The following is a 22,479-nucleotide window of genomic DNA, read 5'->3' on the forward strand; positions in this document are numbered from 1 at the left end:
TCCGATCAAGGCCGTACGGGCCCGAGCCTAACCCCCGTTCGCACGGTTGCGCCCCGCGCCGACGGCCGTGCGAGGCGGTACAAAGGAGAGAGAGGCAGCAGTTCATCCGATCTTCATCCCGCGGGTTGAGGGATGTGGACCCGGGGAATATTGGCGTGCGCATGCTCTGTCCGCACCGCCACCGTCGCCTCTCCCCCCACCGGAGGTCAGAAGTGTCCGGCAGAAACGTGTACACCCGCAGCCGTGCCGTCGCGGCATCCGCCCTCGCCTTCACCGCGGCCGCGGTGGGACTGTGGGGCGGGCTCTCGGGCTCGGCCCCCGCGCACGCCGCGGCCACGGTCCCGACCCCGGACCACGTCGTCGTCGTGGTCTTCGAGAACCACGCATACAGCCAGGTGATCGGCTCCTCCAGCGCCCCGTACATCAACTCGCTCAAGACCGGCGGGGCCAACCTCACCCAGTCGTACGCCGAGACGCACCCGAGCCAGCCCAACTACTTCGCCCTGTTCTCGGGCTCCACCCAGGGCATCACGGACGACAGCTGCTACACCCCCGGCTTCTCCTCCGCCCCGAACCTCGCCTCCGAGCTGATCGCGGCGGGCAGGAGCTGGGGCAGCTACAACGAGACGCTGCCCAGCCAGGGTTCGACCACGTGCAGCAGCGGCAACTACGCGCGCAAGCACAACCCCTGGTTCGGCTTCAGCAATGTGCCGACGTCCGGCGCGAAGACGTTCGCCCAGTTCCCGACGGACTACACGACGCTCCCCCAGGTCTCCTTCGTGGTCCCGAACCTGTGCAGCGACATGCACGACTGCTCGGTGTCCACCGGTGACACCTGGCTCAAGACCAACCTGAGCGCGTACGCCACCTGGGCCAAGACCCACAACAGCCTGCTCGTCGTCACCTTCGACGAGGACAACCGGCTGGCCGGCAACAAGATCCCGACCGTCCTCTACGGCCAGCAGGTGACCCCGGGGTCGTCGTCCGCCACCACCTACAACCACTACGACCTGCTGCGCACCCTGGAGGACTCGCAGGGCCTCACGTCGCACGCGGGCAACGCGGCATCCGGCAAGGACATCACGGGCATCTGGACGTCCTGACATGTATCTGGCGGACAGCCGCGCCGGGGCACCGAAGGCCGCGGCGGCGTCCGCGGAGAGCGCCGCCCAGCCCCGCGCCGGGCGGCGCCTCACCGCGGTCGGGCCAACCGTGCTGGCCCTCGGCACGGTCAGCCTGATCACCGACGTCTCCTCGGAGATGGTGACGGCCGTCCTGCCCCTGTACCTGGTGGCGGGCCTCGGCCTGTCCCCCCTCGGCTTCGGTCTCCTCGACGGGATCTACAACGGCTTCTCGGCCCTGGTACGCCTGGCCGGAGGGCATCTCGCCGACCGGGGCGGCGGGCGCCACAAGTGGGTGGCGGGTGCCGGATACGCCCTCTCGGCCCTCTGCAAACCGCTGCTCCTGATGGCCAGGACCCTCACCCCCATCGGTCTGGTCCTCGCCGTCGACCGCACCGGCAAGGGCCTGCGCACCGCCCCGCGCGACGCCCTGATCTCCCTGTCGAGCAGCCCCGCGACCCGCGGCCGCGCCTTCGGCGTGCACCGCGCGATGGACACGGCGGGCGCCCTGCTGGGCCCGCTCGTCGCCTTCCTGATCCTCCGCGAGACCGTCGACGGCTACGACGCGGTGTTCACGGTGAGCTTCTGCGTGGCCGTGGTGGGCGTGCTGGTCCTGGTGCTGTTCGTACCGGGGAACGCGGTGACGCGGTCCGTGTCCGAGGCCGGAGCAGGAGCTTTGGCCGAGGCGGGAGTTGGGGCCGGAACCGGGACCGGAGTTGGGCCCGTGGCCGAGTCCGGAGTCGGGGCCGGGGGCGAAGCCCGATCCGTGGCGGGAGTTGAGGCCGTAACCGAAGCCGGAGCCGTGAACGGGACCGGAGTTGAGGCCGCAACCGAAGCTAGGGCCGCGAACGGGACCGGAGTTGAGGCCGGGGGCGAAGCCAGATCCGCGGCGGGAGGTGGGGCCGCAACCGAAGCTAGGGCCGCGAACCGGACCGGAGTTGGGGCCGGGGGCGGAGCCCGAGGCGGGACCGGGGTCCGGGCCGGGGGCGGGGAGGCCGCCGTCCGTGGGGTGGGCGCCGCCGGCTCCCCGCCCCGCCCCACCCTGCGTGCCGCTCTCGCCCTGCTGCGCCGCCGGGAGTTGCGCGGCATCACGCTCTGCGCGCTCCTGCTCGGCCTCGCCACCGTCAGCGACTCCTTCGTGTTCCTGCTGCTCCAGCACAGGCTCGGCGTGCCGGACCGCTGGTTCGCGCTGCTGCCCGTCGGCACCGCCGCCGCGTTCCTGCTGCTGGCCGTCCCGCTCGGCCGGCTCGCGGACCGGGCCGGCCGCTGGCGGGTGTTCCTGGCCGGCCACGCCGCCCTGCTCCTCGCGTACGGCCTGCTGCTGACGTCCTGGCACGGTACGGCGCTGCCGTTCGCCGTCCTCCTCCTGCACGGCGGTTTCTACGCGGCGACGGACGGCGTGCTCATGGCCGCGGCCTCGGACAGCGTGCCCGAGGAACTGCGGTCGTCCGGACTCGCCCTGGTGCAGACGGGTCAGGCACTGGCCCGCTTCGCCTGCTCGCTCGCCTTCGGCGCGGCCTGGACGGCGTGGGGCGACCGTACGGCGCTCATGGCGTCGGCCGTGGCGCTCGCCCTGTGCGCGCTCTTCTCGACGATCCTGCGCCCTGTCCGCCGCACTCCCTCAGAAGGCCTCGCATGACGCTGCGCACCCGCATCCTGGTCCTGGTCTCGGCGCTGGTCGTCCTCGCGGGCGTCGCGACGGCCTCCGTGCTGCACGCCTCGGCGCGCGCGGAGCGCCGGAACCAGGCGCGGCCCGGCGGTCCCCGGATCACCGCGGGGACGGTCTCCCTGACCGACTCCCGGCGGCTGGTGTTCAGGAACATGGCATGGGGCCCGCACCGCGACGAGCTGACGTCCGTGCCGGCCTCCGACCCGTCGGGGCCGCGCACCGCGTCCAAGGTCAAGTGCCTGCGGTTCTCCGCCGCTTCGGGCACCGGGGTGTGCCTCCAGGCGGTGCACGGCACGGTCCAGGACACCTACCGGGCGGTGATCCTCGACTCCGCCCTGCGCGTCAGGGCCCGCTACGACGTGCCCGGCATCCCGTCCCGCGCCCGCGTCTCGCCGAGCGGCCGGTACGCCGCCTGGACGGCGTTCGTGGGCGGCGACTCGTACGCGGGCACGAACTTCTCCACCCGCGCGGCGATCGTCGACACCCGCACGGGGAAGCTGACGCCCTCCCTGGAGGAGTACCGCGTGGTGAAGGACGGCAGGACCTACCGGTCGGCCGACGTCAACTTCTGGGGCGTCACCTTCACGGGCGACGACCGCGGTTTCTACGCCACCATGGCGACGCACGGCACGACCTATCTGATCCACGGCGACCTCGCCGCCCGCACCGTCACCACCGTGCACACCAACGTCGAGTGCCCGTCCCTCTCCCCCGACGGCACCCGCGTCGCCTTCAAGAAGCGCGTCAAGGGCCTTCCCCAGGACGCCCCCTGGCATCTGTACGTCCTCGACCTGCGCACCGGGCACGAGACCGCGCTCGCCGAGCCGCGCAGCGTCGACGACCAGGTGGTCTGGCGCGACGACCACACCCTCGTCTACGCGCTCCCCGGCGACTACGGGGCCGACCTGTGGACCCTCCCGTCCGACGGCACGGGAAAACCGCGACGCCTCAGCACCGCGGCCGTGTCACCCGCCTACCTGGACCGCACAGGCACCTCCGGCACGTCGTAGCGCGGCCACCACCCGCCGACACCGGCCCCGCGTGCGCCGAGGTTCGCACGGGCACACGCCGCCCTGGCCGGAGGCCGGCCTTCCGAACATCCGGGGGCCGTCACCGCTCGGACCCGGGGGCACGCGCCTGACCTCGGCATAGCCAGGTGACGATCAAGGCCGCTTGCCCTATGCTGCGCTCATCCCGGGGGGCGGCTGGCCGGCATGACGACCAGCACCGTGACACGTGTACATCACCCACGCCATCTCAACTCGAGCTTCGGCATGCCTCGAAGCAGCCACGCCCGTGCGCGGCTGCCGCCCAAGGCTGCCCGCGCGGGGCCGGATCGGCGCGCTCCCCGGATTCCACGGTCATCGGAAGGCAGAAAGCGTCATGGCAGAACGGCAGTACCTCGGTCAGGGCTCCACCACCTCGGCGGAGAAGTTCTGGTACATCCTGGGTTGCATCTACTTCGGTGCCGCCTACCTCCAGAAGGTCCCGGTCAAGAAGGCTCTGAGCGAGTACGGGCTGGTCGAGATGACCGGGGCCGAGAAGTTCTGGTACGTCGTCCAGTGCATATTCTTCGGCGCCGGCTACTTCGCGAAGGTCACCATCAAGAAGGCCCTGTCCGAGGTGCGGAACGCCGGCGGATTCCCCACCGTCTGACGGTCCCCGGAACAGACGCACCACCCGCGGGCCCGAACCGCACAAAGCGGTCCGGGCCCGCGGCCGTTCCCCCGCCCGAGAGCGACCGGAACAACCACAGGGCCCCGGTCACGGTTGTCGTCTGTTTCGGCCCGCGGCTCGTCGCCGCCCTGACCTCGATCGCCGCCCACCCGGCCATGCTCGCGTTCATCGTCCTCGGCCGGGCCGCGGTCACCGTCGTCCGCTCAGTAGGTGGCAGCGACGGCAAGGCCACTGCCGAACGCCCGCGCCGCGAACGCTGAGACCGGGTGGCGCCGATGCAGCGTCAACGGCCCTTGCGGATCTCCTCGTACCGCCGCTGAACGTCCGGCCGGAACCAATCGGGCACTTGAGCGGCTGTCCGCAAATGCCGGCGCTCGTCCGGGGAAAGTTTCTCTGCGGAGGCGTCGACAGCGATCGAGTAGTAGGTCATCTTCTCCGACAGCCGTTCGCGTCTCTCGTCCGCGCCGATATCGGCGCCCGCGGCCTGGCGGGTCCAGGTGGCGGGCATCTGATCCACCAAAGGCAGGAGCACATGTCGAGGGCCCGCTGGACGGCTTGGCGATTAGTCGGCGCAGTAGTGCCCGCTCCACGGAGGATCGGCGCCCGGCGTCCCGGCTCGACCCGTCGTTCCGGGTGCAGCACGCTGACGCCTGCGGCTCCGCCAAGCCCTTCCGCCCGCGTACACGGAGTGGACCGGCGCCATCCGGTTCACCGCGCCCAGCGCCGTGGACAGCATGCACGAGGGCGGCGTTTCCGGGCCGGACGGCCCACAGACGGCCCAGGGGCTGTGAGGACGGCCGCGGGGCCCACGGTCACCGACCGAGGGCCCCGCGCACCCCACGCAAAAGGCGCCCCTGACCTGCCCCTACAGCACCGGCAGATTCTTCCGCAGCTCGAAGGCCGTGACCTCGCTGCGGTACTCCTCCCATTCCGCCTTCTTGTTGCGCAGGAAGAAGTCGAAGACGTGTTCGCCGAGGGTCTCGGCCACGAGTTCGCTGCGTTGCATCAGGGCCAGGGCCTCGCCGAGGTTCTGCGGGAGGGGCTCGATGCCCATCGCGCGGCGCTCGCCGTCGGAGAGGGCCCAGACGTCGTCGTCGGCGCCCGGCGGAAGCTCGTAGCCCTCCTCGATGCCCTTCAGGCCCGCGGCCAGCAGCAGCGCGTAGGCGAGGTACGGGTTCGCGCCCGAGTCGATCGAGCGGACCTCGACCCGCGCCGAGCCGGTCTTGCCGGGCTTGTACATCGGCACGCGGACGAGCGCGGAGCGGTTGTTGTGGCCCCAGCAGATGTACGAGGGGGCCTCGCCACCGGCGCCCGCTGTGCGCTCCGAGCCGCCCCAGATGCGCTTGTAGGAGTTGACCCACTGGTTGGTGACGGCGGAGATCTCCGCGGCGTGCTTGAGCAGGCCGGCGATGAACGAGCGGCCCACCTTGGAGAGCTGGTACTCCGAGCCGGACTCGTAGAACGCGTTCCGGTCGCCCTCGAAGAGGGAGAGGTGGGTGTGCATACCGCTGCCCGGGTACTCCGAGAACGGCTTCGGCATGAAGGTGGCCTGCACCCCCTGCTCCAGCGCGACCTGCTTCATGATCAGCCGGAAGGTCATGATGTTGTCGGCCGTGGAGAGCGCGTCGGCGTAGCGCAGGTCGATCTCCTGCTGGCCGGGGGCGCCCTCGTGGTGGCTGAACTCGACCGAGATGCCCATCGACTCCAGCATCGTGATGGCCTGGCGCCTGAAGTCCTGGCCGACGTTCTGCGGGGTGTGGTCGAAGTAGCCGGAATTGTCGGCCGGGGTGGGACGCGAGCCGTCGAGCGGGCGGTCCTTGAGCAGGAAGAACTCGATCTCGGGGTGGGTGTAGAAGGTGAAGCCCAGGTCCGAGGTCTTGGCGAGGGCGCGCTTGAGGACGTAGCGCGGGTCCGCGAAGGACGGGGAGCCGTCCGGCATGAGGATGTCGCAGAACATGCGGGCGGTACCGGGGGCCTCGGCGCGCCAGGGCAGCACCTGGAAGGTGGACGGGTCCGGCTTGGCGATCATGTCGGACTCGTATACGCGGGCGAAGCCCTCGATGGCCGAGCCGTCGAAGCCGATGCCCTCGTCGAAGGCCTGTTCCAGCTCGGCCGGGGCCACGGCCACCGACTTGAGGAAGCCGAGCACGTCCGTGAACCACAGACGTACGAACCGGATGTCACGCTCCTCCAGTGTCCGGAGCACGAACTCCTGCTGCTTGTCCATCTTCCGCTTCCACCCATCCTTGCTGGTCAGGCCGCCTGCTCCCACGCCTCGAAGACGATCGGCGCACCTGAGCATCCCACCACAACACCATTTCGTGCGCGTTGCCGACCATGATCGGCCCGGCGACCACGGCCTGAACGCCTCGCGTACGGCAGGTGTCCTGCTCTGCCGCCCATACTGCCTGCTCACCGACCCACCCGTAAGGGGCGTCCGGTCCTCATCTGCCCCCTCGGTTTTAATTTGCATCTTAGATGCAAGTTTTATTACTGTGCGGCCCGGCAGAAGAGCGCAACCCAGCCCTCCCGCCGCGGCCTTGAGGAGTCCCGATGCTGTCCGAACCATCCGCCGCCACCGTCCGCGCGACTCTCCCCGTCGTCGGCGCCGCCATCGGCGAGATCACCGAGCGCTTCTACGCCGGGCTGTTCACCGCCCACCCCGAACTGCTCCGTGACCTGTTCAACCGCGGCAACCAGGCCGCCGGGACCCAGCGTCAGGCCCTGGCGGGCTCCATCGCCGCCTTCGCCGGCCACCTGGTCGAACGCCCCGGGGAACGGCCCGACGCGATGCTCGGCCGCATCGCCCACAAGCACGCCTCCCTCGGCGTGGCGCCCGAGCAGTACGAGGTCGTGCACGAGCACCTCTTCGCCGCCATCGTCGAGGTGCTCGGCGACGCGGTCACCGCCGAGGTCGCCGCCGCCTGGGACGAGGTGTACTGGCTCATGGCGAACGCCCTGATCGCCATCGAGAAGCGGCTGTACGAGGAGAACGCGGACGACGGGTCCCTGCGCCCCTGGGTCGTCACCGGGCGCGTCGAGGAGACCGAGGACGTCGCCAGCTTCCTCATCCGCCCGGCCGACGGCACCCCCCTGCCCGACTTCCGCGCGGGCCAGTACGTCTCCGTCGGCGTCGAACTCCCGGACGGCGCCCGCCAGATACGCCAGTACAGCCTCTCCGGCGCGCCCGGCTCCCCGGTGCGCCGGATCAGCGTCAAGCGGGTGCGCGCGGACGAGAACGCCGGGGCGCCGGGGCCCGAGGGCGAGGTCTCCAGCCATCTGCACGCGCATGTCCGCGAGGGCAGCGTCCTCGCGGTCTCGGCGCCGTACGGCGATCTGGTCCTCGACGACACGGACGCCCCCCTCCTGCTCGCCTCGGCGGGCATCGGGGTCACGCCGATGATCGCCATGCTGGAGCAGCTGACGCTCTCGGGCCACAAGGCCCCCGTCACCGTGGTGCACGCCGACCGCTCCCCCGCCGGGCACGCGTTGCGCGCCGAGCACACGAGGTTCGCGGACGAACTCCCGGACGCGGAGACCCACTTCTGGTACGAGCGGCCCGAGCCGGGCCACCCCGCCGGGCGGACCGGTCTGGTCGACCTCTCCGGAGTGACGGTACGACCGGGCACGCACGCGTACCTGTGCGGTCCGCTGCCCTTCATGCGGGCGGTACGGACCCAACTCCTCGCCCAGGGCGTACCCGCCCGCGACATCCACTACGAGGTGTTCGGCCCGGACCTGTGGCTGGCCCAGGGCCAGGGCCTGTGACGAGAGGCGTCCCGCTGCCCGCGGGACCGGCGCGGGGCCGCTACGGCCTGCGGGTGATGCCCAGCAGTACGGGCCCGGTCGGGTCGGCGACGACATCGGCGACGGTCAGCGGGTCCAGGGAGGCGTAGAAGGCCTCCTGGGCCCGCCGCAGGGCGCCCCGCAGCCGGCACGCGGAGACGAGCGGGCACGGGGTGTCGCCCTCGCACTCGACGACGTCGCCCTCTCCCTCGAAGGAGCGCACGATCGCGCCGACGGACTCCCCGCGCCCCTTCTCCGTGAGCGTGAGACCGCCTCCCCTGCCGCGCCGGGCGTCGAGCAGGCCGAGGTGCTGGAGCTCGGCGACGACCTTGGCGGCGTGCGTGTACGGGACCCGCATGTCGGCCGCGACCTCGCGCGTGGTGGGCGTCGAGTCGCCGGCGACGGCCAGTCGCATCAGGACGCGAAGGGCCAGGTCGGTGGAGCGCAGCAACCGCATAGCCGCCAGGGTAGGTAATGCGCATCTCCGGTTCAAATTTTCTTCCGGATCCCGTCCGCCCCTGTCCCGGCACCGCCTCCGGAACCGTCTCCGGCACCGCCTCCGGAGCCTTCTTCAGAGTCTTCTTCGGAGCCTTCTTCGGCCGATGTCGCGCACTCCGGGCCAATCACGTGCCCTCCCTGCCGACGCCACTCCCTTTCCGTCTACGATCGGCGGACTCGACCGTCCCGTCCTCATAAGGATCACCATGGGTTCCGCCAAGAACACCAGCACCGGATCGCGCAAGGAGCGCATCGAGGAGCTGCGCCGTGCCGAGCGTGCCCGCGAGCGGCGCAACCGGTTCCTCGTGATCGCGGCCAGTACGGTCGTCGTCGCCGGTCTCGTCGTCGGTGGTGTCGTGCTCGTCCGGTCGCAGTCGGACGACGCGAAGAAGACCACGCCGAGCGACGCCAAGCAGGCGTCGGGGCATTTCGTCACGGGCGCGGACGGGGTGAAGACCTGGAAGGGCACGCTGACGCGCAACCACGTCACGAAGACCGTCACGTACGCGATGGAGCCGCCGGTCGGCGGTGACCACCTCCAGGTCTGGATGAACTGCAACGGTGACGTCTACACCAAGGCCGTGAACAACATGAACGCCGTGCACTCCCTGGAGCACGGCGCGGTCTGGGTGACGTACAACAGCAAGGCGTCCCAGACCGATGTGAAGGCGCTCGCGGCCAAGGTCAGGAAGACCCCGTACACGCTGATGAGCCCGGTCGAGGACCAGAAGGACCCGATCATGATGAGCGCCTGGGGCAAGCAGCGCACGGTGACCGGCGCGAACGACAAGAACGTCGACGCGTTCCTCGCGGAGTTCGTGCAGGGCAAGCAGACCCCCGAGCCGGGCGCCGCGTGCACCAACGGCCTCTCCCAGTGAGGCGCGCCGGGTGGATCGCGGGCGCGGCGGCGGCCGCGCTCGTCGCGGCCGGCGCGATCACCTACGCGGTCGCCGACGGAGACGGGTCCGCTTCCCGGTCCGGGACGCCGGTGCCCGCCGCCGACTCCGCGGACGCGGGCTTCGCCCGGGACATGGCCGTCCACCATCAGCAGGCCGTCGAGATGTCGTACATCGTGCGGGACCGCACCAAGGACGTGGAGGTACGGCGTCTCGCGTACGACATCGCGCAGACGCAGGCCAATCAGCGGGGCATGCTGCTCGGCTGGCTCGATCTGTGGGACCTTCCCAAGGTGTCCTCGGACCCGCCGATGACCTGGATGGGCATGGGTGACATGGCGTCCGGCAAGGACGGCTCGCTGATGCCGGGCATGGCCACGAACGCCGAGATGAAGCGGCTCGGCACGCTCGACGGCAAGCAGGCCGAGGTCTTCTACCTCCAGCTGATGACCGACCACCACAAGGGCGGTATCCACATGGCCGAGGGCTGTGTCGCCAAGTGCACGGTCGGCGTGGAGAAGCGACTGGCGCAGGGCATGGTCGACGCCCAGCAGTCGGAGATCACGATGATGGCCGACCTGCTGAAGGCACGCGGCGCGAAGGCACGCGACTAGGGCCTGTCGTTTGGATCAGTTCGCAGACGCGGCGCAGGACAGCCCCGTGGATGCCCTGCGACCTGATCCAAACGACAGGCCCTAGGTCACCGAACGGGTCCGGGGCGGCCGCCCCGGACCCGTTCGGCCTCGCCGAGGCGTGGTCAGCCGCGCCAGTTGGTGCCGCAGGTGAGGGTGACCCCGGTGGGGACGAGTCGCTCGAGGGAGCCGGGCCGGCCGTGGGTGACGGCGAGCTGGGCCTTGTCCAGGTAGCCGATGAAGAGCTGGGTGCGGGCGGGCATGGCCGCCGGGTCGTACACGAAGACGACGGTGCCGTCGGCGCGCCGTTCCCGCTCGACGACCCGCTCGACCCCCGGTCCCGAGCCGTGCCGGTCGACCTGTGTGCGGTCGTCCGGGCCCTTGCAGAACACCCCGGTCTTCACCAGGACGGGGAATCCGGCCTCGCGCAACGCCTTCTGGAGACCGGCGGGGTCCTTGAAGTACTGCTCCTTGGTCCAGGTCACCGCGACCTTGCCGTCCGCGCGCTTGGCGACGGTGAACGCGACGGCCTCGGTACCGCCTCCCGTGGGCGGCGCGGTGGGCGGGTTGCCGTAGCCGGGCGCGCCGAGCGCGAGGCCCGCGGCCGCGGTGACGCCGACGGCGGCGACGGCCAGGCGCCTGCGCCGCCGGCGGACCGCGCGGCCCTCGGCCACGATCCGTTCGAAGGGCACCGCCATCGTGATGTCGTCGAGGGAGCCCCTGAGGACGTCCAGGACGTCCTGGTCGTCGTGGGTGGCGTTCATGATCCTGCCTCCGGTGTGTCGAGGGTGACGAGGTGGCCGCGGAGTGTCCCGACGGCCCGTGCCAGATGGGCGGTCACGGTCCCGGGAGCGATCCCGAGCGTCCGCGCCGTGGTCGCCGTGTCGAGGTCGAGGAAGACCCGCAGGGCCACGACCTCCCGCTGTCTGCGCGGCAGTTCGCGCAGCAGGGCCAGCAGCCCGGGGTCGATTCCGGTGCTCCCGGACTCCACGGCCGCGGCCTCCCGCCCGTCGTGGTCGCCGTACGCGACCTCGCGGCGGCGCCGACGCCACCACGAGACACGGGTGTTGAGCGCGGTCCGCACGATCCACGCGCGGGGCGCGGGATGGCCGCGGACCCGGGGCCAGGCGGCCCAGGCCCGGGCGAACGCCTCCGCGACGAGGTCCTCGGCCAGCTGACGGTCGCTCACCGCGGCGAGGACCGCCCGCAGGCAGACGTCCCGTCCGCTCCGGTAGAACTCTTCGAACTCCAGCTGCTTCACACCGACTACACGCCCCGGGGACTCGATCCGCTTACAGAAACGGGGGGCCTCTTTACAGGGCCGGTACAGGGATAGAGGGAAAACCCTTGACTATGTGCGAGGGTGCACGTCAAACCGCCCCAAATGATCGCCAATTGCTGCCACTTGGTCTTTCCTTGGGTTTTTCATGCCCCTGGCATGAACGGTTCACCGTAAGAGTTGCCCCCATCTGTGATCCATTCCTCACGCTCCGACAGGATGCGGAGGTTTCGCATGGATCACCGCAACCACTACATGCGGCGAATCGCATCGCAGGGGGTTCTATGAGATCCAACCGCGCCACCGCGCGCGCCGGAGTGAGTCTGGCGGCGACGCTGCCTCTGCTCGCCGGCGCGCTGGCGCTCGGCATACCCGCGGCCCACGCCGCGGACGGCCCGAGCCGGGTCACGCTCGCGGGCACCAAGCCCGCGTGGGCGACCGCCCACGCTGACAAGGGAGCGGCTTCCGACAGCTCCCAGCTCGCGGCCCGGGTGTACTTCGCCGGACGGGACGCCAAGGGCCTGGCGGCGTACGCCAGGGCCGTGTCCGACCCGAACTCGGCCTCGTACGGCAAGTACCTCAGCGCCAAGAAGGCGCAGGCGCGTTTCGGTGCCACCAAGGCCCAGGTCACCGCGGTCACCCAGTGGCTGAGGTCGGCGGGCCTGAAGGTCACCGGAACGACGCGGCACTACGTCACCGTCACCGGTGACGTGGCCGCCGCCGAGAAGGCGTTCAACACGCAGCTGCACAACTACGCCAAGGGCGGCAAGACGTTCCGGGCGCCGTCGAAGACGGCTTCCGCGCCCGCCTCCCTGAACGGCGCCGTCCTGACCGTCACCGGTCTGGACAACGCTCCGCACAAGGCGCAGCACGCCGATCAACTGCCGCCTCCGGACGCGGTGTTCAAGAACTCCGGGCCGTTCTCCTCGTACTACGGCTCGAACACCGCGAGCACCCTGCCGTCCGCGTACGGGACGAAGATCCCGTACGCCGTCCAGGGCTACACCGGCAAGCAGCTGCGTGCGGCCTACGGTGCGGGCAAGCGCACCGGCAAGAACGTGCGCGTCGCCATCACCGACGCGTACGCCTCGCCGACCATCGCCTTCGACGCGGCCACCTACGCCGGCAAGCACGGCGACGCCGCGTACTCCAGCGGTCAGCTCCGTCAGGTGCTGCCCGCCGCGTACACGAAGACCGAGGAGTGCGGGGCGGCCGGCTGGTACGGCGAGGAGACCCTCGACGTCGAGGCCGTGCACGCCGTCGCGCCGGGCGCGAGCATCACGTACGTGGGTGCCGCGTCCTGCTACGACGACGATCTGCTCGCCTCGCTCAACAAGGTCGTCGACGGGCACCTGGCCGACATCGTCTCCAACTCGTGGGGCGACATCGAGGCCAACCAGACCCCGGACCTGGCCGCGGCCTACGACCAGACGTTCCAGTTCGGAGCGGTCGAGGGCATCGGCTTCTACTTCTCCTCCGGTGACAACGGCGACGAGGTCGCCAACACCGGTACGAAGCAGGTCGACACCCCGGCCAACTCGGCCTGGGTGACGGCGGTCGGCGGTACCTCGCTGGCGGTCGGCAAGGGTGACAAGTACCTGTTCGAGACCGGCTGGGGCACCGAGAAGGCCACGCTGTCCACGGACGGCAAGAGCTGGACCGGGTTCCCGGGCGCGTTCACCTCGGGTGCCGGCGGTGGTACCAGCAAGACCGTGGCGGAGCCCTACTACCAGAAGGGCGTCGTCCCGAACGCGCTGGCCAAGGCCAACAACGCGGCGGGCAACCGGGTCGTCCCGGACATCTCGGCGATCGCCGACCCCAACACCGGATTCAAGGTCGGCCAGACGCAGACCTTCCCGGACGGGACCGAGCAGTACAGCGAGTACCGCATCGGCGGCACCTCGCTCGCCGCTCCGGTGATCGCGGCCGTCCAGGCCCTGGCCCAGGAGGCGAAGGGCGGCAAGGCGATCGGTTTCGCCAACCCGTCGATCTACGCCAAGGCCGGTTCGAAGGCGTACCACGACGTCACCGACACGCCGGGCGGCAAGCAGTACGCCGTGGCCCGTATCGACTTCCTCAACGGCTTCGACGCCACGGGCGGCCTGGCCACTTCGGTCCGCAGCCTCGGCCAGGACAGCTCGCTGAAGGCGGTCAAGGGCTACGACGACGTCACCGGTGTGGGTTCGCCCGCCCCGGGTTACGTCGAGTCGTACGTCACCACCAAGCACCACCACTGACGTCCGCTCCACGGCCGTCTGTCGAGCGCGTCCGCTCCTTCGGGAGCGGGCGCGTTCGTGCGTGCGGCTGCGGGTGTGCGGAGGCGGGCGGGCGCGGACGTGCGGAGGCGGAGGCGGGCGCGTGCGGGCGACCGCGGACGACCACGGGCGGGTACGAGGGCACTGCGCACGGGGACGTACGGCGGCCGGGGTGTCCCGCATGGGCCGCCACCCCATCGCGTCGCTCTGACGATTACACTGGCCCGGTGCCTCCTCTGAACTTCCGGTCGCTCTATCAGCACGGCTTCGCACGCGTCGCCGCCTGCACGGGCCACACCGTCATCGCGGACCCGCCCGCCAACGCCGAGGCGGTCCTGCGCCAGGCGCGCAGCTGCGCCGAGGAGGGTGTCGCCGTCGCCGTCTTCCCGGAGATGGGCCTGTGCGGCTACTCGATCGAGGACCTCCTCCTCCAGGACGTGCTGCTCGACCAGGTCGACGAGGCGCTCCGTACGGTGGTGGCGGGGTCGGCGGAACTCCTGCCGGTCCTCGTCGTGGGCGCCCCGCTGCGGCACCGCAACCGGGTCTACAACTGCGCGGTGATCGTGCACCGCGGCCGGATCCTCGGTGTCGTGCCCAAGTCGTACCCGCCGAACTACCGCGAGTTCTACGAGCGCCGGCAGATCGCCGCGGGCGACGACGAGCGCGGCGGCACGATCCTGGCCGGCGGTGAGTCCGTGCCGTTCGGGGTGGACCTGCTGTTCGCCGCCGAGGACGTGCCGGGTCTGGTGCTGCACACGGAGATCTGCGAGGACATGTGGGTGCCGGTGCCGCCGAGCGCCGAGGCGGCCCTGGCGGGTGCCACCGTCCTCGCCAACCTCTCCGGCAGCCCGATCACCGTGGGCCGGGCCGAGGACCGCAAGCTGATGTGCCGTTCGGCGTCCTCACGCGGGATCGCCGCCTACGTCTACGCGGCGGCCGGGCTGGGCGAGTCGACCACGGACCTGTCGTGGGACGGCCAGACCATGATCTACGAGAACGGGACGCTGCTGGCCGAGTCCGGCCGCTTCCCGCTCGACGACCAGTTCGCCGTGGCGGACGTCGACCTCGACCTGCTGCGCCAGGAGCGGCTGCGGACCGGCAGCTTCGACGACAACCGGCGCACCCACGCGGCCCGCACCGCCGACTTCAGGACGGTGGCGTTCCGGCTCGACCCGCCGACCGGCGACCTGGGCCTGCGGCGCCGCGTCGAGCGTTTCCCGTTCGTGCCCGCGGACCCCGACCGGCTGGCCCAGGACTGCTACGAGGCCTACAACATCCAGGTCGCGGGGCTCCAGCAGCGGCTCGCGGCGATCGGCGGCCCCAAGGTGGTCATCGGGGTGTCGGGCGGCCTCGACTCCACGCACGCGCTGATCGTCGCCGCCCGTGCGATGGACCGGGCGGGCCGTCCCCGTAGCGACATCCTCGCCTTCACCCTGCCCGGCTTCGCCACCAGCGACCACACCAAGGGCAACGCGCACGCGCTGATGCGCTCCCTCGGCGTCACCGCGGCCGAGCTGGACATCACGCCGACCGCGCGGCTGATGCTGAAGGAGATGGGCCACCCCTTCGCCTCCGGCGAGCCGGTCTACGACGTCACCTTCGAGAACGTGCAGGCCGGCCTGCGCACCGACTACCTGTTCCGGCTCGCCAACCAGCGCGACGGCATCGTGCTCGGGACCGGCGACCTGTCGGAGCTGGCCCTCGGCTGGTCCACGTACGGCGTCGGCGACCAGATGAGCCACTACAACGTCAACTCGGGCGTGCCGAAGACGCTGATCCAGCATCTGATCCGCTGGGTCATCGGCAGCCACCAGTTCGGCGAGGACACCGACCGGACGCTGTCCGCGATCCTCGACACGGAGATCAGCCCCGAGCTCGTGCCGGGCGAGGAGTTGCAGTCCACCGAGTCGAAGATCGGCCCGTACGCGCTGCACGACTTCACCCTCTTCCATGTGCTGCGCTACGGCTTCCGGCCCTCGAAGATCGCCTTCCTGGCCTGGCACGCCTGGCACGACCCGGACGCGGGCGCCTGGCCGCCGGGCTTCCCCGAGGCCGAGCGGGGCGCGTACGACCTGCCGGAGATCCGGCGCTGGCTGGACGTGTTCTGCCGCCGCTTCTTCGGGTTCGCGCAGTTCAAGCGCTCGGCCATGCCCAACGGGCCGAAGGTCTCGGCCGGCGGTTCGCTCTCGCCGCGCGGCGACTGGCGCGCGCCGTCCGACGGCTCGGCCCGCGCCTGGCTCCGCGACCTGGCCCGCTTCGACTCCCCGGAGCCGCCCGAGGGGGCCGAGGGGGCCGACGGGACCAAGGACTGACGGCCGGGTCCGAGAACTGACGGCTCACGGCTCTCCCGGCTCCCGGCCGACCGTCAACCGCTCGCGGCCGGCGGCCGGTTCCCGTCGGATCAACCGTGCAGCGCTCCCGGCCGTTCGGGGACGTGGGTGGCGACCACCCGTTCGTGTCCGGCGGCCGGGACCGCCCTGCGGCGGTCCACCACGTGGGCCACGGCGGCCACCGCGAGGCCAAGCACCGCAAGTCCCGCTCCGGCGAGGGCCGGAGAGGTCGCGCCGAGGCCCGCCGCCAGCGCGAGGCCGCCGATCCAGGCGCCGCCCGCGTTGGCCAGGTTGAACGCGGCCTGGTTGGCGGAGGACGCCAGGGAGGGCGCGGCGGCGGCCTTCTCCATGACCATCAGCTGGAGGGGCGAGCCGGTGACGAAGGCGGCCGTGCCGAGCAGCACCACCGCGAGGGCGGCGCTCCACTCGGTGCGCATCAGCACCGGGAAGGCCGCCAGCACGACCACCAGCGAGGCCAGACCGCCGAACAGGGTGCGGCGCATCGCCTGGTCCGCGAGCCGCCCGCCGAGCAGGTTGCCCGCCGTGGCGCCGACACCGAACAGCGCGAGCAGCGGCGTGACACTGCCCTCGGTGTAGCCGGCGGCGTCCGTGAGCATGGGCGCGATGTAGCTGTACGCGGAGAACAGGGCCGCGAAGCCGGCGACCGTCGTACCGAGGGCGAGCCAGACGGGCAGCGGGCGCAGGGCGGCGAGTTCACCGCGCAGTCCGCCGCCTGGGGTGTGCGCGAGGGTCCGCGGGATCAGCAGGAACAGCGCGGCGATGGCGGCCACGCCGATCGCGCTCACCCCGAGGAAGGTGGCCCGCCAGCCCAGGTGCTGCCCCACGAGGGTGGCGGCCGGGACACCGGCGATGTTCGCGACGGTCAGGCCGAGGAACATCAGCGAAACGGACCGGGCCTTGCGCTCGGGCGCGACCAGGCCGGTGGCCACGACGGCGCCGACCCCGAAGAAGGCGCCGTGCGGGAGTCCGCTGAGGAAGCGGGCGGCGAGCAGCCAGTTCTGGTCGGGGGCGAGCGCGGAGAGCGCGTTGCCCGCGACGAACAGGCCCATCAGGGCCATGAGGACCGTGCGGCGGGGCATGCGGGCGGTGGCCGCGGCGAGCAGCGGGGCGCCGATGACCACGCCGAGCGCGTAGGCGGAGACGAGGTGCCCGGCGGACGGGATGGATATGCCGAGGTCGCCGGCGACGTCGGGCAGCAGGCCCATCATGGCGAACTCGGTGGTGCCGATGCCGAAGGCGCCCACGGCGAGGGCGAGCAGGGCCAGAGGCATGAGAGGCCTTTCGAGGGAGCTGGGGCGAGCGGGACTCCGTACCGGCGCGGGTTGTCCGCGGGACGCGCTCGGGTACGGGGACGTCCGCGCACGGCGATGTGCGGGACGCGGTCGGTCGGTCACCGGCTATTAAGTTTAGCCGGTGAACAAAGTCTGCCGGGCCCAGTATTCCAGGAGGTTGAAAGGGGGTTACGGGCGGGTCAGGACGCGGTGGCGTCCACCTTGACGCGGGCGGCGATCGGGAGGTGGTCGCTGCCGGTGGCCGGCAGGGTCCAGGAGGTCACCGGCTCGATGCCCTTGACCATGATCTGGTCGATCCGGGCCATCGGGAACGAGGCCGGCCAGCTGAACCCGAAGCCGCTGCCCACCGCGCCCTGGGTGGAACGCATCTGCGCGGTGACCGCGTTCAGCGCCCGGTCGTTCATCGTGCCGTTGAGGTCACCGAGCAGGACGACCTGCTTCAGCGGCTCGTCGGCGATCGCCTCGCCCAGCGCGTTCGCGCTCTTGTCGCGCTGCCGGGCGGTGAACCCGGCCTTCATCTTCACCCGCACCGAGGGCATGTGGGCCACGTACACCGCGACCTGGCCGGCCGGAGCCGACACGGTCGCCCGCATGGCGCGCGTCCAGCCCAGCTTGATGTCCACCGGCCGGACGTCACCGAGCGGGTACTTGCTCCACAGTCCGACGGTGCCCTGGACCGAGTGGTACTTGTACGTCGACGCGAGCGTCTTCTCGTACACCGGCACCGCGGAGGCCGTCAGCTCCTCCAGGGCGAGCACGTCGGCGCCGGAGGCGGCCACGTCCCGGGCGGTACCGGACGGGTCCGGGTTGTCGGCGTTGACGTTGTGCGTGGCGACGGTCAGATCGCCGCCCGATTCTGTCTTGTCGGTCAGCAGTCCGCCGAAGAGGTTCAGCCAGACCGCGCCGGTCAGCACCACGGCGATCAGGGCGCTCGCCGACTTGCGCACGAAGGCGAGGACCAGCAGGACCGGGATGAACACGCCGAGCCACGGCAGGAACGTCTCGGTCAGACTGCCGAGGTTGCCGATCCGGTTCGGGATCCGCCCGTGGGTCAGCATCACCAGGGCGAGCAGCAGCGCGAGGGCGGCGAGGACCAGTCCGCGCCGCCAGATGCCGCGGTCGCCGCGCCAGCCGTCGAGCAGGCGCCGGAGCCGGGAATCTCTGCGCTCCGGCCCCCGGCCGTCGCTGCCCGTCTCCGTCATATACGCCTGCGCCATACCGTCGCCTCACAAACTGCCGTGCGCACCGTCTGCCCCTCGCCTACGACCCTAGGGGATGTCCGGTGTCGTTCTCGCCGTCCGGGACGGCCGTACAGGCAAGGGGACGTACAACTCGGTGCCCGGAGTTCCGCATCCTGGCACGAGGTGCGGCCTCTGTGACGAAACGCGCACATTCATGTCGTCAGAAACGGTTCGTGTCAGGGCCGGACGGGGCGCAGACCCTGAAGCAGCGTGTCGACGATCCGCTCGGCGAGTCCCTCGGGCAGATCGGTGTCGGGGCGCATGACGGAGCGGACGAGCATGGGGCCGACGAACATGTCGTTGAGCAGCTCGATGTCGACGTCGTCGCGGAGTTCGCCGTTCTCCTGGCCGCGGCGCAGCACCTCGTAGCCGAGCTGGCGTCTGGGCGCTATGACCGTGGCGTCGTAGGCGGCCCACAGTTTGGGGCTGGACTTCATCTGCGCGTAGACGTTGTGCAGGATCGCCGACGAGCGGCTGACCAGACCGCGCCTGCGCAGCGACTCCAGCAGGACGACGAGGTCGTCGCGCATGGAGACGCCGGGGAGTTCGGGGTCGGCGGGCTCGGTGCCACGCAGGACGTCGACGAAGAGTTCCTCCTTGCCGGCCCAGCGACGGTAGATCGTCGCCTTGCCGACCCCGGCGGTGCGCGCGAGGCGCTCGATGGAGATGTCCGCGAGCGGGACACCGTCCTCCAGGAGCTTCATCACGCCCTCGATGATGGCGCGTTCCACCGCCTCGCTGCGGGGACGTCCCCGGCCGGGGCACACCTGCCTGTCTCGGCTGTCCGCGAGGCTCACGTCGAACTCCGTTCCCATCGTTGACCAGGTGTCATTCTCCCCCGTTCACGGTGCCCGCGGGCACTCGGCGCGTCGCCCCCGCCGTGGGCACCCCGGTCGGGGGACGCCCACGGCGGTGCGCCGGGGTCAGTCCTGACCGAGGTCGGCCGTGACCAGCTCCGCCTCGTCCTCGCCCTGCTGCGGGGCCGCGGGACGGCCGGGCAGGAACAGCGCGACGACGATCACACCGATGACCGCGACACCCGCGCCGCACAGGGCGGTGACGTGCATCGCGTGCAGGAAGGCGTCGTTGGCCGGGGTGATGAGGGCCTTGCCCTGGGGACCGAGCTTGGCGGCGACACCGAGGGTGGCCTCGATGGACTCGCCCGCGGTGTGCCGCAGCGGGGCCGGGACGAGGCCGAGCTTGCCGTCGATGCCGTTGCGGTAGGCCGTCGAGAGCACGGAGCCGAGCACCGCGATGCCGAGGGCGCCGCCGACCTGGCGGAAGGTGTTGCTCAGCGCGGACGCGGAGCCGGCCTTCTCGCGCGGCAGCGCCTGCATGATGACGACGCTGGTCGGGGTCATGATGTGCGCCATGCCGGTGCCCATCAGGAAGAAGATGACCTCGAGGATCCAGATCGGGGTGTCCGCCTCCAGCGTGGCGAACGCGGCCAGCGTCGCGGCGATGATCACCAGACCGGCGGTGCAGGTGACGCGGTTGCCGAAGCGGTCGACGACCAGCCGGGCACGCGGGGCGAAGATGATCTGGGCCACGGCCAGCGGGAGCATCAGCAGGCCGGTCTGGAGCGGCGAGTACCCGCGCACGCTCTGGGTGTAGAAGACGGAGAAGAAGGTCACGCCCATGAGGGCGAAGAAGACGAGCGCGATGGCCGAGATCGCGGCCGAGAAGACCTTGTTCTTGAAGTAGCTGACGTCGATGGACGGGTGGTCGCTGCGCATCTCGAAGACCACGAAGCCGACGAGGACGAGAAGCCCCGCGCCGATGGTCGCGAGGACCTGCGGGTCGGTGAAGTCGGCGAGCTGACCGCCCTTGATGATGCCGTAGACGAGCAGGACGAGGCCGATGATCGACAGGACCACGCCGACCGGGTCCAGCCGGCCCGGGTTCGGGTCGCGGGAGTCGGGGACCAGCCAGATCATCAGGACGATCGCGAGAATCACGATGGGCACGTTGATCAGGAAGACCGAGCCCCACCAGAAGTGGTCGAGGAGCACGCCGCCGGTGATCGGGCCGATCGCGATGGCGAGGCCGACGCCGCCGGCCCAGATACCGATGGCCTTGGGCTGCTCGTCGCGCTCGAAGACGTTCATCAGGACGGCGAGCGTCGCGGGCATCACGAAGGCGGCGCCGAGGCCCATCAGGGCGCGGAACACGATGAGCTGGACCGGCGAGCCGGACTCGGCGGCCAGCGCGGAGCCGATGCCGAACACGGCGAGACCGGCGAGCAGCACCTTCTTGCGGCCGAGCCGGTCACCGAGCAGGCCGGCGGTGAACAGGAGGCCGGCGAAGACGAGGGTGTAGGCGTTGATCGCCCACTCCAGCTCACCCTGGGTGGCCCCGAGCCCGGTCGGCGCCGGGGTCGAGATCGTCTTGATCGCGACGTTCAGGATGGAGTTGTCGAGCACCACGATCAGCAGGCTGAGCATGAGCACGCCGAGGATCGCCCAGCGGCGCCGGTGCACCGCCTCGGGCACGCGCCGGTCGAGCGGAGGAGCGGAAGTTGTCATGACGACCACCCTAGAGGCGTTTCGATACGGAACCGTCTCGTATCGGAAAGGCTTTACGCAGAACTTACGAACGGACCTAGGCCTGTGGACGAAGGCCGGTGGCGGGGGACATGAAGTGGCGTGATCGACACCGGGTCCGGCGGGTCCGGTCTAGCCGCGCGTACCACGAGGTGCCACCATGGAGGTGATCCGGGGACGCCGTCAGGGTGCCTCGAGATGACATAAGGAGCCGTTGCGATGACGCAGCTTTCGGCTGCCCCGAAGCAGCCTGCGGAGGGTGTCCTCAAGGCCACCGACAGCAGCAAGGCGCTGTACGGGGGCAAGAGCACCCGCCGTATCACGGTGCGCGACATCACCGCCGCCAAGGAGCGCGGCGAGAAGTGGCCCATGCTCACCGCCTACGACGCGATGACCGCGTCCGTCTTCGACGAGGCCGGCATCCCGGTCATGCTCGTCGGCGACTCGGCCGGCAACTGCCACCTCGGGTACGAGACGACCGTCCCGGTGACCATGGACGAGATGACCGTGCTGTCCGCCGCGGTCGTCCGGGGCACCAGCAGGGCCCTCATCGTCGGCGACCTGCCCTTCGGCTCCTACCAGGAAGGCCCGGTGCAGGCGCTGCGCTCGGCGACCCGCCTGGTCAAGGAGGCCGGGGTGGGCGCGGTGAAGCTGGAGGGCGGCGAGCGCTCGCACCGCCAGATCGAGCTCCTGGTCGAGTCCGGCATCCCGGTCATGGCACACATCGGCCTGACCCCGCAGTCCGTGAACTCCATGGGCTACCGCGTCCAGGGCCGGGGCGAGGAGGCCGCGCACCAGCTGCTGCGCGACGCCAAGGCGGTCCAGGACGCGGGCGCCTTCGCCGTCGTCCTCGAACTGGTCCCGGCGGAGCTCGCCGCCGAGGTCACCCGCACCCTGCACATCCCGACCGTCGGCATCGGCGCGGGCCCCGAGACCGACGCACAGGTCCTGGTGTGGACCGACATGATGGGCCTGACGGGCGGCAAGGTGCCGAAGTTCGTCAAGCAGTACGCCGACCTGCGCCGTGTCATGGGCGACGCGGCGAAGGCGTTCGCCGAGGACGTGGTCGGCGGGACGTTCCCGCTGGAGGAGCACTCCGTCCACTGAGCCCCGAAGCCCCCGGGACACCCGGGCCCCGCAGGCGCCCGCAGGCCGCCGCGACCGCCCCCGGACCCCGAGGCACCTGAGCCACTGCGGCACCGTGACAACCCGCCGATCTTCCCCCGTCGGCGGGTTGTC

Annotated in this window: 20 protein-coding genes; 11 read left to right on the plus strand and 9 right to left on the minus strand. The window is 71.0% G+C overall.

From position 1 onward, the window contains the following. Nucleotides 1-212: 212 nt before the first annotated feature. The 5 genes from ACZ4AA_RS00825 (at nt 213) to ACZ4AA_RS00845 (ending at nt 4,727) form a co-directional block, all read left to right on the plus strand. Nucleotides 213-1,103, plus strand: coding sequence for an alkaline phosphatase family protein (locus tag ACZ4AA_RS00825; protein ID WP_467593167.1), 891 nt, complete (start codon nt 213-215; stop codon nt 1,101-1,103). A 1-nt stretch (nt 1,104) separates the two neighbouring features. Continuing rightward, a complete protein-coding gene (locus ACZ4AA_RS00830) occupies nt 1,105-2,760 on the plus strand; it encodes an MFS transporter (protein ID WP_467593170.1) in 1,656 nt (551 codons plus the stop codon). Beyond that, nucleotides 2,757-3,800 carry a TolB family protein gene (locus ACZ4AA_RS00835; RefSeq protein WP_467593173.1) on the plus strand — a complete coding sequence of 348 codons (1,044 nt, stop codon included), beginning with the start codon at nt 2,757-2,759 and terminating at the stop codon, nt 3,798-3,800. The genes ACZ4AA_RS00830 and ACZ4AA_RS00835 overlap by 4 nt, the downstream gene beginning before the upstream one ends. A gap of 373 nt (nt 3,801-4,173) precedes the next feature. Beyond that, nucleotides 4,174-4,446: a hypothetical protein gene (locus ACZ4AA_RS00840; protein WP_467593175.1), complete on the plus strand. Its 273-nt coding sequence runs from the start codon at nt 4,174-4,176 to the stop codon at nt 4,444-4,446. Beyond that, complete coding sequence (locus ACZ4AA_RS00845; RefSeq protein WP_467593177.1) at nt 4,353-4,727, plus strand: DUF6251 family protein; 375 nt, start codon at nt 4,353-4,355, stop codon at nt 4,725-4,727. The genes ACZ4AA_RS00840 and ACZ4AA_RS00845 overlap by 94 nt, the downstream gene beginning before the upstream one ends. A 23-nt stretch (nt 4,728-4,750) precedes the next feature. Here ACZ4AA_RS00845 and ACZ4AA_RS00850 read toward each other — a convergent pair whose 3' ends face one another. Next, nucleotides 4,751-4,975: a hypothetical protein gene (locus ACZ4AA_RS00850; protein WP_467593179.1), complete on the minus strand. Its 225-nt coding sequence runs from the start codon at nt 4,973-4,975 to the stop codon at nt 4,751-4,753. Nucleotides 4,976-5,332: 357 nt separating this feature from the next. Then, on the minus strand, nt 5,333-6,694 hold the full coding sequence (gene glnA, locus ACZ4AA_RS00855) for a type I glutamate--ammonia ligase (protein ID WP_392968117.1): 1,362 nt from the start codon (nt 6,692-6,694) through the stop codon (nt 5,333-5,335). 326 nt (nt 6,695-7,020) lie between these two features. Between glnA and ACZ4AA_RS00860 the strand changes: the two genes are divergently transcribed. Continuing rightward, on the plus strand, nt 7,021-8,235 hold the full coding sequence (locus ACZ4AA_RS00860; protein WP_467593182.1) for a globin domain-containing protein: 1,215 nt from the start codon (nt 7,021-7,023) through the stop codon (nt 8,233-8,235). A 40-nt stretch (nt 8,236-8,275) separates the two neighbouring features. On the opposite strand, the gene ACZ4AA_RS00865 is transcribed toward ACZ4AA_RS00860, so the two are convergent. Next, nucleotides 8,276-8,710, minus strand: coding sequence for an RrF2 family transcriptional regulator (locus ACZ4AA_RS00865; protein WP_467593185.1), 435 nt, complete (start codon nt 8,708-8,710; stop codon nt 8,276-8,278). Nucleotides 8,711-8,957: 247 nt separating this feature from the next. Between ACZ4AA_RS00865 and ACZ4AA_RS00870 the strand changes: the two genes are divergently transcribed. Both ACZ4AA_RS00870 and ACZ4AA_RS00875 read left to right on the plus strand, forming a co-directional pair. Continuing rightward, the gene (locus tag ACZ4AA_RS00870) at nt 8,958-9,629 is read left to right on the plus strand and encodes a DUF3105 domain-containing protein (RefSeq protein WP_467593188.1); all 672 of its coding nucleotides are present in this window, start codon (nt 8,958-8,960) and stop codon (nt 9,627-9,629) included. Next, nucleotides 9,626-10,261 (plus strand): DUF305 domain-containing protein, encoded by a 636-nt coding sequence (locus tag ACZ4AA_RS00875; RefSeq protein ID WP_467593191.1) that lies wholly within the window; start codon nt 9,626-9,628, stop codon nt 10,259-10,261. The genes ACZ4AA_RS00870 and ACZ4AA_RS00875 overlap by 4 nt, the downstream gene beginning before the upstream one ends. A 143-nt stretch (nt 10,262-10,404) precedes the next feature. Here the strand turns inward: ACZ4AA_RS00875 and ACZ4AA_RS00880 are convergent, their stop codons facing one another. Together ACZ4AA_RS00880 and ACZ4AA_RS00885 are read right to left on the minus strand one after the other, a co-directional pair. Then, nucleotides 10,405-11,043, minus strand: a complete 639-nt coding sequence (locus tag ACZ4AA_RS00880) for a hypothetical protein (protein ID WP_467593194.1) — start codon at nt 11,041-11,043, stop codon at nt 10,405-10,407. After that, complete coding sequence (locus tag ACZ4AA_RS00885; protein WP_467593197.1) at nt 11,040-11,540, minus strand: sigma-70 family RNA polymerase sigma factor; 501 nt, start codon at nt 11,538-11,540, stop codon at nt 11,040-11,042. The genes ACZ4AA_RS00880 and ACZ4AA_RS00885 overlap by 4 nt, the downstream gene beginning before the upstream one ends. A 302-nt stretch (nt 11,541-11,842) precedes the next feature. On the opposite strand from ACZ4AA_RS00885, the gene ACZ4AA_RS00890 reads away from it, so the two are divergent. Together ACZ4AA_RS00890 and ACZ4AA_RS00895 are read left to right on the plus strand one after the other, a co-directional pair. After that, nucleotides 11,843-13,795 (plus strand): S53 family peptidase, encoded by a 1,953-nt coding sequence (locus tag ACZ4AA_RS00890; protein WP_467593200.1) that lies wholly within the window; start codon nt 11,843-11,845, stop codon nt 13,793-13,795. A 254-nt stretch (nt 13,796-14,049) separates the two neighbouring features. Beyond that, nucleotides 14,050-16,125, plus strand: coding sequence for an NAD(+) synthase (locus ACZ4AA_RS00895; protein WP_467595058.1), 2,076 nt, complete (start codon nt 14,050-14,052; stop codon nt 16,123-16,125). 89 nt (nt 16,126-16,214) lie between these two features. On the opposite strand, the gene ACZ4AA_RS00900 is transcribed toward ACZ4AA_RS00895, so the two are convergent. The 4 genes from ACZ4AA_RS00900 to ACZ4AA_RS00915 form a co-directional block, all read right to left on the minus strand. After that, nucleotides 16,215-17,435 carry an MFS transporter gene (locus tag ACZ4AA_RS00900; RefSeq protein ID WP_467593203.1) on the minus strand — a complete coding sequence of 407 codons (1,221 nt, stop codon included), beginning with the start codon at nt 17,433-17,435 and terminating at the stop codon, nt 16,215-16,217. Between the two features lie 200 nt (nt 17,436-17,635). Further along, nucleotides 17,636-18,673, minus strand: coding sequence for an endonuclease/exonuclease/phosphatase family protein (locus ACZ4AA_RS00905; protein WP_467593206.1), 1,038 nt, complete (start codon nt 18,671-18,673; stop codon nt 17,636-17,638). A 200-nt stretch (nt 18,674-18,873) separates the two neighbouring features. Beyond that, nucleotides 18,874-19,494 carry a TetR/AcrR family transcriptional regulator gene (locus tag ACZ4AA_RS00910; protein ID WP_467593209.1) on the minus strand — a complete coding sequence of 207 codons (621 nt, stop codon included), beginning with the start codon at nt 19,492-19,494 and terminating at the stop codon, nt 18,874-18,876. A 126-nt stretch (nt 19,495-19,620) separates the two neighbouring features. Continuing rightward, the gene (locus ACZ4AA_RS00915; protein ID WP_467593211.1) at nt 19,621-21,222 is read right to left on the minus strand and encodes an MFS transporter; all 1,602 of its coding nucleotides are present in this window, start codon (nt 21,220-21,222) and stop codon (nt 19,621-19,623) included. Between the two features lie 237 nt (nt 21,223-21,459). On the opposite strand from ACZ4AA_RS00915, the gene panB reads away from it, so the two are divergent. After that, complete coding sequence (gene panB, locus ACZ4AA_RS00920; protein WP_467593213.1) at nt 21,460-22,347, plus strand: 3-methyl-2-oxobutanoate hydroxymethyltransferase; 888 nt, start codon at nt 21,460-21,462, stop codon at nt 22,345-22,347. The last annotated feature ends 132 nt before the right edge of the window (nt 22,348-22,479 follow it).

The sequence above is a fragment of the Streptomyces sp. NPDC024698 genome, assembly GCF_055559015.1.